Raw genomic sequence first — 13080 nt, forward strand, 5'->3', positions numbered from 1 at the left:
TTGACGGTTGAGCGGCATAAAACCGAGCTAGGAAAAGTCGACCCCAACTGTCATGTCTAAGATGATCGCGACGCTCTATTTGAGGCAGATTTCACAACCGCTGCCCACGATGGGTGTTTGGACTATGTCCTTTCCCACCACATGGTATGTAAGGTACCCCGGAAACTGCTGTTTTTGTGTCATAGCCAATCTGCCGAGAGACATATTATGAAAGGAAATCCACAATTGACTGCGCCTTGGCCGGGGCCATCTCTTGATCCCTGACAGGCTAGGTGGGGACTGTGTGGCACAGTTCGGCTTGCATATTGAAACAACGTGAAACTTGGGGGCTCCTGTGACGGCGAAACATTCAAACATCCAAGGAATCCTCTTGATGTCCATTGCGATGCTCGGTGTGCCGATGGTGGATGGCATCGCCAAATACCTCAGCGCAGAGTATTCCCCTCTCTTCATTGGTTGGGCGCGTTACGCCGTCGCTTGCCTGATCGTCATCCCCTTGGCTTTCCGGTTTCACGGATGGCAGATGTTTCCTGAAAAACAAAGATTTGCGCATCTGGTGCGGACGGCCTTTCTCGTGACCGCCATGACATTGTACTTCCTTGCGATTGCACGGATTCCCATCTCTCTGGCGGTTAGTGCCTACTTTGTTGGTCCGGTGGTCGCGGTGGCCCTGTCTGTCCTTTTTCTGAAAGAAATGTTCACCTGGCAAAAACTGCTCAGCCTTGCGCTCGGATTTGTCGGATCAGTGGTCGTCCTCCAGCCCTCTGGTGAAATCGAGATTGGGCTCATCATGGCCTTTGGGGCGGGTCTGTTTTTCGCCCTCTATCTGATTGCGACCCGACAGGCGTCGCAACACAGTGACCCGATAAAGACACTTGCCTTTCAGTGCGTGATCGGAACCGTTTTGCTCAGCCCGCAGGCCGCCTTCACGTTTGAGGTTCCGCAGGTGAATCTGTTGTGGCTGTTCGCTGGTCTGGGTGTCATTTCCGCCATTGGTCACCTGCTGACCATCTTGGCTTTTCGGTTGTCGGATGCGTCGACCCTTTCACCGCTGGTGTATCTCGAACTTGTTGGAAGCGCGCTCATCGGATTTATTGTATTTTCCGAAATTCCGACCGCGACGACCGTTGCCGGCGCGGCTCTGATCATTGTTTCGGGTCTCGTTCTTCTCAGGCAACCGGCCAGGCGAAGAACGACGAGCCAAGAGCCATGACCAACCCGCTCGACATCCGGAACTGCACCGCGTTGAGCCCGGACCAACTGTCTCGCCTGCGCACGCTAACGATTTCAGACGCGCAAGTGGAGTTTGGCGGGACCTTCTCGGAGACGTTGGAGGGCTGCCTGTCTGATACCAGTGGCGCGGTGCAGGGTCTCTGCTTTTTGAAGGATGCCGAACCCATTGGCATGGTTGTTCTGAAACGGCCGCCTGCCACGGCGGATTGGGTGGCTGCAAATGCCGTTTCCCTTCATGGATTCAAGCTTGATCGGGCGTGGCAGGGAAAATATCTGGGTGGGCTGGCCTTCCGGCTCTCGGTTCAGGCTGCGGCCTCAACCTGGCCTAAGGCGGAACAACTGGTCCTCGCTGTCGATGCCGAAAACATAGCCGCACTCACCGTCTATCGTAACTTTGGCATGGCAGACAGTGGCCCGGTCTTCTCCGGGCGGATCGGTAAGGAGCACAGGTTGTCAATCAATCTTGCCGAAGCAGATACCAGGTAACAAGTGGTCGTTCGGTAAGAGGTCAATCGAGACACGAGAGTGTCCCAATTAACAAGGGGACCAAGATGGCGTTTATGTTTCCACAAGGATTCGACCCGCAGCCTTCCCTGCAGGCTGGCGACATGACTTTAAGGCCAATAGAGGAGAACGACCGCGACGGCATGACCGAGGCAGCCAGCGATCCATTAATCTGGAGCGGTCATCCCGCACACGACAGGCATGATAGCGCGGTCTTCTCTGCCTATTTCGACATGCTGCTGTCGTCGAGCGCCGCGCTTACCATTCGGGACTTGGCAGGCCGCATCATCGGCTGCACTGTCTACTACACGGATACGAACGCGCCCTTACGACTGTCGATCGGATTTACCTTTCTGGTTCGAGACCATTGGGGCGGTATCACGAACAGGATCGTCAAGCGGCTGACCCTTGCCCATCTGTTCGAAACGTCCACCGAGGCATGGTTCCATATTGCACCGTCCAACTTGCGTTCGCAGAAAGCCACAAGCAGACTTGGCGCGGTCTACACGCACGAGGCCGATATAGACCTGGGCAGTGGCTCGACCCGGTGGTGCTGCTACTGCCTGACACGTGAGGGTTGGCAAACCAACGACAGCATGTCTGTTTTGGGACGTAGGTCTCTCTGATGCGTGTTACGGTCGGTTGAGTGGGCACCTGTCAGGCATGTCCGTCAAAACCCAAATCGGCCCAAAGGCTGAGTGCCGCAAGATCACCCGTGAAGAACATGAAGAAGCACGTGACGTCGCCCGCGCCATCTGCAAGACGTCCCGATACAAGGTCTCAGCAAAGCTCCGAAAGAAGTTCGAGATGCTCTTTGCGCACCTTAAATGGATTCTAGGCTTGGAACGGCTTCGATTACGAGGCCCATGCGGCGTGAATGACGAATTCCTCCTCGCCGCCACCGCCTAGAACCTCCGCAAACTGGTGAAGATCTTTCCTGCACCGCAGCAAACGCGAAAAGCCTGACCAGAAAGGCTCTCGCACCCCTTACAGCGCCCACAATACGTTGTTTTCAAACAGAATCGGCTCGGAACGGACCTTCGCCGCGTTCGGGCTGGAGATGCACTTCGACCTTTTGACAGCTACATCGACCCCTAAAGGTCAAACTATGTAGCCAACCACAAGAGGATTTGGTGGAGCCTAGCGGGATCGAACCGCTGACCTCCTGCATGCCATGCAGGCGCTCTCCCAGCTGAGCTAAGGCCCCAACATTGAGACCTGAGGCCCCAAAGGGATGGATTGCGAAATCCAGTGCGCCGCTAAATAGGCGCAACGCGGGGCAGGATCAAGTCAAAAAAGACCGCCCCGAGCGCGAATTTATGAATCAGTTCTCGTCGTCTTCCGAAGCGACATCCGCAATCTCTTCGAGAGGTACGTTATCATCATCGTCCTCGTCGTCGTCGAGAAGATCATCACCCAGATCCACATCCACATCTTCGTCGTCATCCTCAAGGACCGCGTCGTCCTCTTGGGTGGATGCCTTGGCCTTGGCTGATGCCGCGTCTTCCGCATCCGCCGCGATCATGCGGGATTTGCTGAGGTCGATCTCGACCACTTCTCCGGTGTAGGGGCTGACGATCGGGTCCTTGTTCAGATCATAAAACCGCTTGCCGGTTGTGGGGCAGAGGCGCTTCGTTCCCCATTCTTCTTTGGGCATGAAAAACCCCCTTTTACAATTGCTGTTCTGCTGTAGATGATTCCGGCCAAGTGCCATATGAATCGGGGGCTGTAAAGGGCTGCCGCACGCCAGCCTATCTTCAAGAGCGAATATGACCGAGAACTCACTGCCCGGTGACCCGCCCATCCCCCTGATCCTGCGCCGTTCCGCGCGGGCAAAGCGTATTTCACTGCGAATCTCTCAACTTGATGGACGGGTGACCCTGACCCTGCCCAAACGAGTGCCGGAACGCGAGGCACTGCTGTTTGCACATGAAAAAGAAGGATGGATTCGCAAACATCTGGCGGCCCGGGGGGATGATGTCGCGGTGGGTATCGGCACGCAGCTGCCGGTGGGCGGAGAGATGTATCAGGTGGTGGCAGGCAGCGGGCGTCGCGTGCAGTTCGAGGCGGGCGCCGTGGCCGTGCCGGGGGCGCCTGCGCGTGCGGGCCGCCGCCTTGCCGGACATCTCAAGGAAATTGCCCGCGCCCGGCTGGCCGAGGCGTCGGATAATTATGCCGCCCTTCTGGGCAAGCCCTACCAGGCGATTACCCTGCGCGACACACGCTCGCGCTGGGGGTCCTGCACGGCTGAGGGGCGTTTGATGTATTCTTGGCGACTGATTCTCGCGCCGCCGGAAGTCCTCGATTACGTGGTGGCCCACGAGGTCGCGCATCTGGCTGAAATGAACCATTCGCCAGCCTTTTGGGCGCAGGTCAGCCGGATTTACGGAGAGTACGCCGGGCCGCGACAATGGCTGCGCCAGCAAGGCAGCGATCTGCACCGCTATCGCTTTGACGGTGTCTCCTAAGTTTCCTGGTCCTGATCGTGGTGACATCTGCGGCGCATCTTGACCGTGAGCGGATTTGTGATCACAAGCAATCCATGATCCTGAACCCGCGCCCTGCCGATGCAGCTCCCGCCGCGCATGACCGCGTGTATCGCGCGCTGCGCGGTCGGATCATGCAGGGTGATCTGCCGCCCGGCGAGGGGCTTACCCTGCGGGGGATCGGCAGCGAATACGAGGTGTCGATGACACCGGCGCGCGAAGCGGTGCGGCGCCTGGTGGCCGAAGGAGCGCTGACCATGTCCTCCTCGGGGCGGGTGTCGACTCCTGAACTCAGCAATGAGCGGATCGAGGAGCTGGCAGCGCTGCGCGCGCTCATTGAGGTGGAACTGGCCAGCCGTGCCTTGCCGCGCGCGCACATGGCGCTGATCGAGCGGATGCAGACAATCAACGCGACCATCGCGGAAGCCGTGGCCCACCGCGATGCGGCAAGCTACATCCGTACCAATCTGGAGTTTCACCGCACCCTGTACCTGCGCGCGCAGGCCCCGGCGATGCTGGCCATGGCGGAAACCGTTTGGCTGCAGATGGGGCCGACGATGCGCGCGCTCTACGGTCGGTTGCGCAAGACCGAACCGCCGCACTTCCACCGGCTGATCATCGCAGCGCTCAGGGCCGGGGACGAGCCGGGCCTGCGCCTCGCGGTTCGGTCGGATGTGACACAGGGTTTGCGGATGTTGGCGAGCTAAATCTTTACCAATTCCTCACATCGCCATTGAAAATTTCTACCATATGTAGAATTTTAACAAAATTCGGCCCAGTCGGGGACATAGTTTCGCGTTCTAATACGGCAGGGGTCACTGGGAAACGGGGGTGTAATAGTTTCGTAAGTGGTTCAGATTGAAATGGAAAAATCAGTTTTCTCAGGAAGAATTCGCCCTGTAAGGCCGGATGACCTTCAGGTTGTATTGGAAATGGTGTCAAAACTCGCTGACTTTCACGGCGATGTCGCGACAGTTACCGCAGATGAGTTGGCGCGCGACATTCTTGGCCCCCACCCGTGGGTGCGCATCTTGCTGGCGGAAGAAGCAGGTAAAGTTGTCGGTTATGCCGCGCTCTGTCCTCTTGCGCAGATGCAATTCGGCGCGCGGGGTATGGACATGCATCATCTCTACGTTGCTAAGTCCGCGCGCGGTACAGGCGTTGGCAAGGCATTGATCAAGGCCAGTGAAGCCCTGGCACGTGCTGAAGGATGCCGCTATCTCATGGTGGGTACGCACCCGAACAACATCGTTGCACAGGGCATCTATCTGGCCATGGGTTTTGACCGACTTGATCAGGCCGGCCCACGTTTCCGCATCAAGCTGGCGGCGGCCTAGAGATCAGGCCGCAAGGCCCTTGCCTCCGATATCTATGAATTTAGCGCGGCGATCCTTGACCAGCGCCTCAGGTGCCTTGCCATCCAGATCCGTCAGCATGGCCTCAAGCGCGCGTCCCACGGCAGCGATAGCCGCAGCGGCGTCTCTGTGCGCGCCGCCTGTCGGTTCCGGGATGATCCGGTCAATCACACCAAGCTGCTTGAGATCTTCGGCTGTCAGGCGCAGAGCCTCGGCCGCTTCACGCATCTTTTCGGCGTCTTTCCAAAGGATCGAGGCACAGCCTTCGGGGCTGATCACGGAGTAAACCGAATGTTCCAGCATCGCCACGCGATTCGCCGTCGCAAAGGCGACCGCACCGCCGGACCCGCCTTCTCCGATGATGACGGAGATCAGCGGCACGCCGATCTGCAGACATTTTTCCGTGGCGCGCGCAATCGCCTCTGACTGCCCGCGCTCTTCCGCACCTTTGCCCGGATAAGCACCGGGCGTGTCCACCAGCGTGATCACCGGCAGGCCAAAGCGATGGGCAATGTCCATCAGGCGAATGGCCTTGCGGTACCCTTCGGGCCGCGCCATGCCAAAGTTCCGCTCTATCCGGGATTTCGTGTCATTGCCCTTTTCATGGCCGATTACCATGACCGGGCGGTCATTCAGCCGGGCCAAGCCGCCCATGACGGCGTGGTCATCGGCAAAGTTCCGGTCACCGGCAAGCGGTGTGTAGTCCGTAAAGAGTGCATCAACATAGTCCTGACAGTGCGGGCGTTCCGCGTGCCGCGCCACCTGGCATTTTCGCCATGGCGTCAGCGACCTGTAGAGGTCTTCCAGCATCGCACGGGCCTTGACGTCGAGGGCTGCGGCCTCTTCCGTCACATCCATTTCCTCGTTGGACCGGGCCAACGCGCGCAATTCCTCCGCCTTGCCTTCAATCTCGGCCAGCGGCTTTTCGAAATCCATATACTGGGTCATGGGAGACCTTATTGTTGTTCTCCCTCGTTATATGGCTGGCATTTCAGGGCATTGCAACGCCAGTCAACCCGGCCACAGCACGGGATAGAGCGACGCGATGAGCAATCCGGCCATGGTCCAGTTAAAGATCGTTAGCCGCCGTGGGTTCGTCAGAACGCGCGCCATCTGCTGGCCCAGAATGGTCCAGAACGTGATGGCGGGCAGGTTCACCGTCCCAAAGATCACCGCCACGAGAGCAAATGCCGCGAGCGTTTGGCTCGGTGCGTAAACGGACAGGGCGGTCAGCGCCATCGCCCAGGTCTTTGGGTTGACCCACTGAAAGGCAGCAGCCTGCAGGAAAGTCATGGGCCGCCCTTCCCCTGCTGACTTCTTGATCGGTGCCGCTGTGGCGATTTTCCATGCGAGATAGGAGAGATAGATGACCGAGACGGTTTTCAACACCGTGTGGCTAATCGGATATGCTTCAAATATCTGCGCCAACCCGGCCCCGACCAGAATGATCATCAACGCAAATCCGATGGAGATACCCAGCATATGCGGAATGGACCGGGCGAAACCATAGTTGGCACCTGATGCCATAAGCATCAGATTATTTGGTCCGGGCGTTGCCGAGCTGGCGAAGGCAAACAGGACAAGGGCGGAGAGCAATTCGTAGTGCATGTTGCAATTATTGTGATTAATTGGGCAATTGAAATTGCATTTTGCCCTTTTCAGTGTCTATTTTTGCAACATATGAGCAAAATTGACGAAAAAGCAGAGCACATATTGCGTGAGTTGAGGCGCGATGGCCGGATCAGTAACCTGGAATTGGCTGAACGTGTTGGCCTGTCGGCCTCCGCGTGCTTGCGTCGGGTGCAGGAGTTGGAGCGGTCTGGTGTCATTCGAGGGTATCGCGTGGTGTTGGACACGGCACAGCTTGGCATCGGGTTCACAGCTTACATAACGGTCGGGCTCAGCGATCACTCAAAGGCTTCGCAGGAGGCATTCGAGCGGGCGATTTCCCGATCCTCTGAAGTGGTGGAATGCCATAACACAACGGGGTCAACGGAATATCTTTTGCGTGTGGAATGCGCGGATTTGCCAAGCTACAAAAGGTTTCACACAGATAAGCTCGGCGCCCTGCCACAGGTGAACGCGATCACTTCTTACGTGGTGATGGGCTCACCCAAGGACGAGCGGGCGTGAGGGCGGCCGGTGGTTCGGGTTTGCATATTTTTGGAACAATGAAGCGCTGGAGGGTGTGGCCCGAGTGCCCGGCGGGTTAGTCGCGCGCAACCTCGGCAATGGTTGCGAAGCGGGTGTCGAGCTCTTGCGCAATGGCTTGGAGGTCCGGGCCAGCTTCTTTCATGTAGGGATCAAAGACGAAACTTGGAGCTTTGTAGGAGAGCGTGGCGGTGCCATCGGGTTCTTCGGTAACGTAGAATCGGATCGGTGCTTCGATCATCGCGGCTGTGGAGAGGGCGAGGATTTTCACCGCGAAGTCATTGTTGAAGACGCCAATGACCCGGTTTTGCGGGATGGTGATGCCGCGGGCCTTGGCCGCCCCTGTGGGACCGGCCTGGGTGACGATGCCCATCTTGTTGGCTTTGACTGCGGTTTTCAGGTCCGTGAGCAGGTCGGCGTGTGTCTTCTCGGTTGTGATCACCACCCAGCCGTCGCGCGGAGCAATGGATTGGGCATGGAGCGCGGTGGCGCAGAGCAGGGTGAGGCAGGCGGTGAGGATCGGTTTCATGGCAGGCTCCCGGATGGTCATCCCCATAGGGGCAGGCCAAACCGGATTTGCCAAGTCACGAGCGCGTCAGCCCGCGATCATTTCCGACTGGCGCACGATCACTTCGGCTTGTTTGATCGAGGCGATGTCTACGAGGCGGCCCTTGTAGACGGTGGCGCCTTCGCCCTTGGCCTTGGCCTCTTCCATGGCAGCGAGGATCTCGCGGGCCTCAGTGACGGCTTCGTCCGAGGGGGTGAAGACGTCGTTGGCGATTGCCACCTGTTTGGGGTGGATCGCCCATTTGCCGACCATGCCGAGGGTGGCGGAGCGGCGGGCCTGTGCACGAAAGCCGTCGTCATCGGAGAAATCGCCGAAGGGGCCGTCGACGGGCAGCACGCCGTGGGTGCGGCAGGCGGCGACGATGGCGGCTTGCGCCCAGTGCCAGGGGTCAGACCAGTGTTTCTGCCCCTCGCGGATCATGTAGTAGTTTTCCTGCGTGCCGCCGATGCCGGTGGTGGCCATGCCCATGGAGGCGGCGAAATCTGCGGCACCGAGGCTCATTGCGGCGAGGCGAGGTGAACTGGCGGCGATTTCCTCCACATGGGCGATGCCGGCGGCGGACTCGATGATGACCTCGAACGTGATTTTCTTTGTCCGCCCCTTGGCGGCTTCGATGGCGCTGACCAGTGCGTCGACGGCGTATATATCTGCCGCGCAGCCGACCTTGGGGATCATGATCTGGTCCAGGCGGTTGCCCGCCTCCTCCATCAGGTCGACCACATCACGGTACCAGAAGGGCGTGTCGAGCCCGTTGATGCGCACGGACAGTGTCTTGTTGCCCCAGTCGATATCGGAAATTGCGGCGATGATATTGGCGCGGGCGCTGTCCTTGTCGCTGGGCGCGACGCTATCTTCGAGGTCGAGGTTGATGACATCTGCCGCCGATGCGGCCATCTTTTCGAAGATGGCAGGACGTGAGCCCGGGCCAAAGAGCTGGCATCGGTTTGGTCGGGCAGGCGGGCTGGGTTGGATACGAAAGCTCATACAGACCTCAGGGAAACAAAATTGCGATTGTGTCGTTGTGGTTGGTATTAAATTACGCGTTATGCTGCAAGCGCATTTTGCAGGTGCAGCATAAGATTCGGGTGGCCTAACTCAGCATCTACGCTTAATTCTTCGCCAGTTTCCGAAAGGAGTCGAAGAAAATTGCGCATAAGCTATAGATTTGGCGGTTTTCGAGATGCCTTTGCGGGGCAAAGAGGAGAAATTGCAGCAAATCTGACGGAGGCTTAACCATGATCCAGACACCTTACCTTTTGTTCCTCGGTGACGCACCGGACCAGCTTGCCGCCAAGGTGGCGCAGGGCATCAAGGACTGGCGTCCCGAAAACGCCGTCGGTCAGTTCCGTTTGCCGGGTTGCGGCGCGGATATGGGCCTCACGGATATGACGCTCGAAGATGGGCTGAACGCGGGTGCCAAGACGCTGGTGATTGGCGTGGCCAACCGGGGCGGCGTGATCTCGGACGAATGGCAGGTGGTTTTGGTCAAGGCGCTGCAGATGGGTTATGACATCGCTGCCGGGCTGCACAACCTGCTGCGCAACGAGGACGCGTTGCAGGCAGCGGCCAAGGTCAACGGTGGCACGCTGCATGATGTGCGGGTGCCCAGTGTGGCCTATCCGATTGCAAATGGTCAGAAACGGACCGGCAAGCGCGCGCTGGCGATTGGCACCGATTGCTCCTGTGGCAAGATGTACACGGCGATGTCGATGGACGCTGAGATGCTCAAGCGCGGGATGAAGTCCGATTTCCGGGCAACCGGGCAGACTGGCATCCTGATCACGGGTAAGGGCGTGCCGCTGGATGCGGTGATCGCCGATTTCATGGCGGGTGCGGTTGAATATCTGACGCCCGACAACGATGAAGATCACTGGGATCACATCGAAGGGCAGGGCAGTCTCTTTCATGTCTCTTATTCGGGTGTGACCATGGCGTTGATCCATGGTGGCCAGCCTGACGCGCTGATCCTTTGTCATGAACCCACCCGGACGCATATGCGGGGCCTGCCGCACTACACGCTGCCGTCTCTGGAGACGCTGCGGGATACGGCGCTGCCGATTGCGCGTGTTGCCAATGCCAATTGTCAGATCGCAGGTGTCTCGGTGAACACCAAGGCCCTGGATGAGGCCGCAGCAAGGGCGTGCTTGCAGGAGATCGAAGACCGCATGAACCTGCCCGCAACCGATCCGTTCCGCTTTGGGGCGGGCAAGCTGGTGGATTCGTTGCTGACGATCTGATAGCGGCCTATATCGTGGTCTTGGGTATTTGAAGAGAGAAGAAGGCGCGGACATGCATATCAAGGTCAGCCGGGATGTGTTTCGTCTCGCTCAGGTTTTCACGATCAGTCGCGGGTCGCGGACAGAGGCCAATGTGCTGACCGTGCGGATCACTGACGGGCAGCACGAAGGCTGGGGCGAATGTGTGCCCTACGCCCGCTATGATGAGACGCTGGAGAGTGTGACCGCAGAAATCGAAGGGCTGCCGGATGATCTGACACGTGCCGCCTTGCAGGACCTTCTGCCAGCAGGCGCCGCGCGCAACGCGGTGGATTGCGCGCTGTGGGATCTCGAGGCGAAACGCGCGGGCAAACGGGCGTGGGAACTGGCCGGGCTGCCCGCGCCGGGGCCGGAGATCACCGCCTATACCCTGTCGCTGGATAGCCCCGGGAAGATGCAGGCGCAGGCGGCTGAGAACGCGTACAGACCGCTTTTGAAGATCAAACTCGGCACGCCCGACGATATGCCACGGCTCGAAGCGGTGCGTGCAGGTGCCCCGAACGCAAAGATCATCGTGGATGCCAACGAAGGCTGGAGCGCGGAGGTCTACGCCGATCTGGCACCGCATCTGGTGCGTCTGGGCGTGGCGCTGGTTGAACAGCCACTACCCGCCGGAGAAGACGATGCGTTGATCGGGCTGGACCGGCCCGTGCCCGTCTGTGCCGACGAGAGCTGCCATGACCGGGCCAGCCTGCCCAAGCTCAAAGACAAGTACGATGTGATCAACATCAAGCTCGACAAGGCGGGTGGTCTGACGGAAGCGCTTGCGCTGCGCAGCGAGGGTCTGGCGCAGGGCTATGACATCATGATCGGCTGTATGGTCGGGTCCAGCCTGGCGATGGCCCCCGCGGTCTTACTGGCACAAGGCGCCATGGTCACGGATCTGGATGGCCCGCTCTTGCTGGGCGAAGACCGGGACGTACCACTGCAATTCGATGCGGCGGGCGTTCATCCGTCCAACGCCGCGCTCTGGGGATAAATGCTGGTGTCGGTTGTCATCTATGATTGCGAGTTTTTGACCGCCCCCGGTGCGCCGCAACGCTTCTGGTGCGGGCCGACGGACCCGGACCCTTTGACCATCCAGATCGGTGCAGTACGTCTTTCGCTCGACCCGCCCTTTACCCTCTCCACGCCCGTTGGCTGGTATGTCCTGCCGCTGGATCGCGACGGCACACGGGTGTCCTTGCACCCGCTTGTCACGAAGCTCACCGGGATTACCGAGGACAGGGTGACGTCAGAGGGTGTGGCGCTCTGCACAGCACTGGCTGCACTCGACGATTTCGCCGAGGGTGCACCCCTGCTGGCATGGGGTAAGGATGAGCTATTGAGCCTCGCCGCGACCCTCTTTGTGCGGGACGAGGCCTCACCCGTTCCGGCGGCACGTTTCCGTTCGGCGGTACCCCTTGTTGTGCAGGCGGGCGAGCCGCAGGAGGTGGTCGAAACCCTGCGCAGCAACACGATCTGCAAGCATTTTGACCTGACCGATCCGGGCCCGGCTCATGACGCAAGGGGGGATGCAAACTCGGTCGCGATTGCCTTGCAACACCTGCTTGCGTCCGGGCGTTTAACCGCCCTAGATGTGGCACGGCACTGTAACGTCGCTGACCAGCGACGGATCTGAGAAAAGGAGACTATCGATGCGGACTGTCTATGTGAACGGCGACTACGTGCCTGAGACCGAAGCGCGTGTCTCCATCTTTGACCGTGGGTTTTTAATGGCGGATGGTGTCTACGAAGTGACCTCCATTCTGGGCGGCAAGCTGATCGACTTTGAGGGTCATGCCGTGCGCCTGCAGCGCTCACTTGATGAGCTGGAGATGCGCAGCCCGATCAGCAAGGACGACCTGCTGGAGGTGCACCGCGAGCTTGTCCGCGTGAATGATATTGATGAGGGCATGATCTACCTGCAGATCACCCGCGGCGCGCCGGGAGATCGGGATTTTGCCTTCCCGGATCCGGAAACAACCACGCCGACCATTGTCCTGTTTACTCAGAACAAGCCCGGTCTGGCGGATAGCCCCGCGGCCAAGAAAGGCATGAAGGTCATCAGCATCGAAGATATCCGCTGGGGCCGGCGTGACATCAAGACGGTGCAACTGCTCTACCCGTCGATGGGCAAGATGATGGCCAAGAAGGTCGGCGCCGATGACGCCTGGATGATCGAGGATGGCTATGTCACCGAAGGCACCAGCAACAACGCCTATATCGTAAAGGGCAACAAGATCATCACGCGGGCCCTGTCGAACGACATCCTGCACGGGATCACCCGGGCCGCGGTGTTGCGGTTTGCGCAGGAAGCGCAGATGGAAGTGGAAGAGCGCAACTTTACCATCGACGAGGCAAAAGAGGCGGATGAAGCCTTCATCACCTCTGCCAGCACATTTGTCATGCCAGTGGTGGAAATTGATGGCATCGCTTTGGGCGACGGCATGCCGGGGCGTGTAGCGCCTCGTCTGCGCGAGATTTATCTGGAAGAGAGCCTGAAAGCGGCGGTCTGAGAATAGGGG

The 13080-nt window shown here is 59.1% G+C and carries 16 protein-coding genes, 1 tRNA gene and 1 pseudogene; 12 read left to right on the forward strand and 6 right to left on the reverse strand.

Annotation, left to right across the window (positions count from 1 at the left end):
• Positions 1 to 373: 373 nt before the first annotated feature.
• The 4 genes and pseudogenes from Q1A52_RS16355 to Q1A52_RS16370 all read left to right on the forward strand — a co-directional run.
• On the forward strand, positions 374 to 1213 hold the full coding sequence (locus Q1A52_RS16355) for an EamA family transporter (RefSeq protein ID WP_300017722.1): 840 nt from the start codon (positions 374 to 376) through the stop codon (positions 1211 to 1213).
• Positions 1210 to 1719, forward strand: coding sequence for a GNAT family protein (locus Q1A52_RS16360; RefSeq protein ID WP_300017725.1), 510 nt, complete (start codon positions 1210 to 1212; stop codon positions 1717 to 1719). Before Q1A52_RS16355 ends, Q1A52_RS16360 begins: the two co-directional genes overlap by 4 nt.
• A 65-nt stretch (positions 1720 to 1784) precedes the next feature.
• Positions 1785 to 2363, forward strand: coding sequence for a GNAT family N-acetyltransferase (locus Q1A52_RS16365; RefSeq protein ID WP_300017728.1), 579 nt, complete (start codon positions 1785 to 1787; stop codon positions 2361 to 2363).
• Between the two features lie 76 nt (positions 2364 to 2439).
• Positions 2440 to 2646 (forward strand): annotated as a pseudogene (locus tag Q1A52_RS16370) (transposase); the annotation flags it as partial.
• A 222-nt stretch (positions 2647 to 2868) separates the two neighbouring features.
• Here the strand turns inward: Q1A52_RS16370 and Q1A52_RS16375 are convergent.
• Together Q1A52_RS16375 and Q1A52_RS16380 are read right to left on the reverse strand one after the other, a co-directional pair.
• Positions 2869 to 2944, reverse strand: a tRNA-Ala gene (locus Q1A52_RS16375).
• A 117-nt stretch (positions 2945 to 3061) separates the two neighbouring features.
• On the reverse strand, positions 3062 to 3394 hold the full coding sequence (locus Q1A52_RS16380) for a TIGR02300 family protein (protein WP_299779050.1): 333 nt from the start codon (positions 3392 to 3394) through the stop codon (positions 3062 to 3064).
• 112 nt (positions 3395 to 3506) lie between these two features.
• Here Q1A52_RS16380 and Q1A52_RS16385 point away from each other — a divergent pair, with 112 nt between their 5' ends.
• From Q1A52_RS16385 to Q1A52_RS16395, 3 genes are all read left to right on the forward strand, one after another.
• Positions 3507 to 4205 carry a M48 family metallopeptidase gene (locus tag Q1A52_RS16385; protein ID WP_300017731.1) on the forward strand — a complete coding sequence of 233 codons (699 nt, stop codon included), beginning with the start codon at positions 3507 to 3509 and terminating at the stop codon, positions 4203 to 4205.
• Positions 4206 to 4279: 74 nt separating this feature from the next.
• Positions 4280 to 4930 carry a GntR family transcriptional regulator gene (locus tag Q1A52_RS16390; protein ID WP_300017734.1) on the forward strand — a complete coding sequence of 217 codons (651 nt, stop codon included), beginning with the start codon at positions 4280 to 4282 and terminating at the stop codon, positions 4928 to 4930.
• A 141-nt stretch (positions 4931 to 5071) separates the two neighbouring features.
• Complete coding sequence (locus Q1A52_RS16395) at positions 5072 to 5560, forward strand: GNAT family N-acetyltransferase (RefSeq protein WP_300017737.1); 489 nt, start codon at positions 5072 to 5074, stop codon at positions 5558 to 5560.
• Between the two features lie 3 nt (positions 5561 to 5563).
• Here the strand turns inward: Q1A52_RS16395 and Q1A52_RS16400 are convergent, their stop codons facing one another.
• Both Q1A52_RS16400 and Q1A52_RS16405 read right to left on the reverse strand, forming a co-directional pair.
• Positions 5564 to 6526 carry an acetyl-CoA carboxylase carboxyltransferase subunit alpha gene (locus Q1A52_RS16400; protein WP_300017740.1) on the reverse strand — a complete coding sequence of 321 codons (963 nt, stop codon included), beginning with the start codon at positions 6524 to 6526 and terminating at the stop codon, positions 5564 to 5566.
• 63 nt (positions 6527 to 6589) lie between these two features.
• The gene (locus Q1A52_RS16405) at positions 6590 to 7186 is read right to left on the reverse strand and encodes a LysE family translocator (RefSeq protein ID WP_300017743.1); all 597 of its coding nucleotides are present in this window, start codon (positions 7184 to 7186) and stop codon (positions 6590 to 6592) included.
• 72 nt (positions 7187 to 7258) lie between these two features.
• Between Q1A52_RS16405 and Q1A52_RS16410 the strand changes: the two genes are divergently transcribed.
• On the forward strand, positions 7259 to 7711 hold the full coding sequence (locus tag Q1A52_RS16410) for an Lrp/AsnC family transcriptional regulator (protein WP_299779038.1): 453 nt from the start codon (positions 7259 to 7261) through the stop codon (positions 7709 to 7711).
• 76 nt (positions 7712 to 7787) lie between these two features.
• Here the strand turns inward: Q1A52_RS16410 and Q1A52_RS16415 are convergent, their stop codons facing one another.
• Together Q1A52_RS16415 and Q1A52_RS16420 are read right to left on the reverse strand one after the other, a co-directional pair.
• Positions 7788 to 8258: a DUF302 domain-containing protein gene (locus Q1A52_RS16415; protein ID WP_300017746.1), complete on the reverse strand. Its 471-nt coding sequence runs from the start codon at positions 8256 to 8258 to the stop codon at positions 7788 to 7790.
• Between the two features lie 66 nt (positions 8259 to 8324).
• The gene (locus tag Q1A52_RS16420) at positions 8325 to 9281 is read right to left on the reverse strand and encodes an L-malyl-CoA/beta-methylmalyl-CoA lyase (RefSeq protein ID WP_300017749.1); all 957 of its coding nucleotides are present in this window, start codon (positions 9279 to 9281) and stop codon (positions 8325 to 8327) included.
• 251 nt (positions 9282 to 9532) lie between these two features.
• Here Q1A52_RS16420 and dgcN point away from each other — a divergent pair, with 251 nt between their 5' ends.
• From dgcN to Q1A52_RS16440, 4 genes are read left to right on the forward strand one after another with little or no spacing between them, the layout of a single operon-like run.
• Positions 9533 to 10534 (forward strand): N-acetyltransferase DgcN, encoded by a 1002-nt coding sequence (dgcN, locus tag Q1A52_RS16425; RefSeq protein WP_300017752.1) that lies wholly within the window; start codon positions 9533 to 9535, stop codon positions 10532 to 10534.
• 52 nt (positions 10535 to 10586) lie between these two features.
• Positions 10587 to 11552: an N-acetyl-D-Glu racemase DgcA gene (dgcA, locus tag Q1A52_RS16430; protein ID WP_300017755.1), complete on the forward strand. Its 966-nt coding sequence runs from the start codon at positions 10587 to 10589 to the stop codon at positions 11550 to 11552.
• A complete protein-coding gene (locus tag Q1A52_RS16435; RefSeq protein ID WP_300017758.1) occupies positions 11553 to 12194 on the forward strand; it encodes an exonuclease in 642 nt (213 codons plus the stop codon).
• Between the two features lie 16 nt (positions 12195 to 12210).
• Positions 12211 to 13071: a D-amino-acid transaminase gene (locus Q1A52_RS16440; RefSeq protein WP_300017761.1), complete on the forward strand. Its 861-nt coding sequence runs from the start codon at positions 12211 to 12213 to the stop codon at positions 13069 to 13071.
• Positions 13072 to 13080: the final 9 nt, after the last annotated feature.

It is taken from the genome of uncultured Roseobacter sp. (assembly GCF_947488185.1).
In the GTDB taxonomy this organism is placed as follows: domain Bacteria; phylum Pseudomonadota; class Alphaproteobacteria; order Rhodobacterales; family Rhodobacteraceae; genus Roseobacter.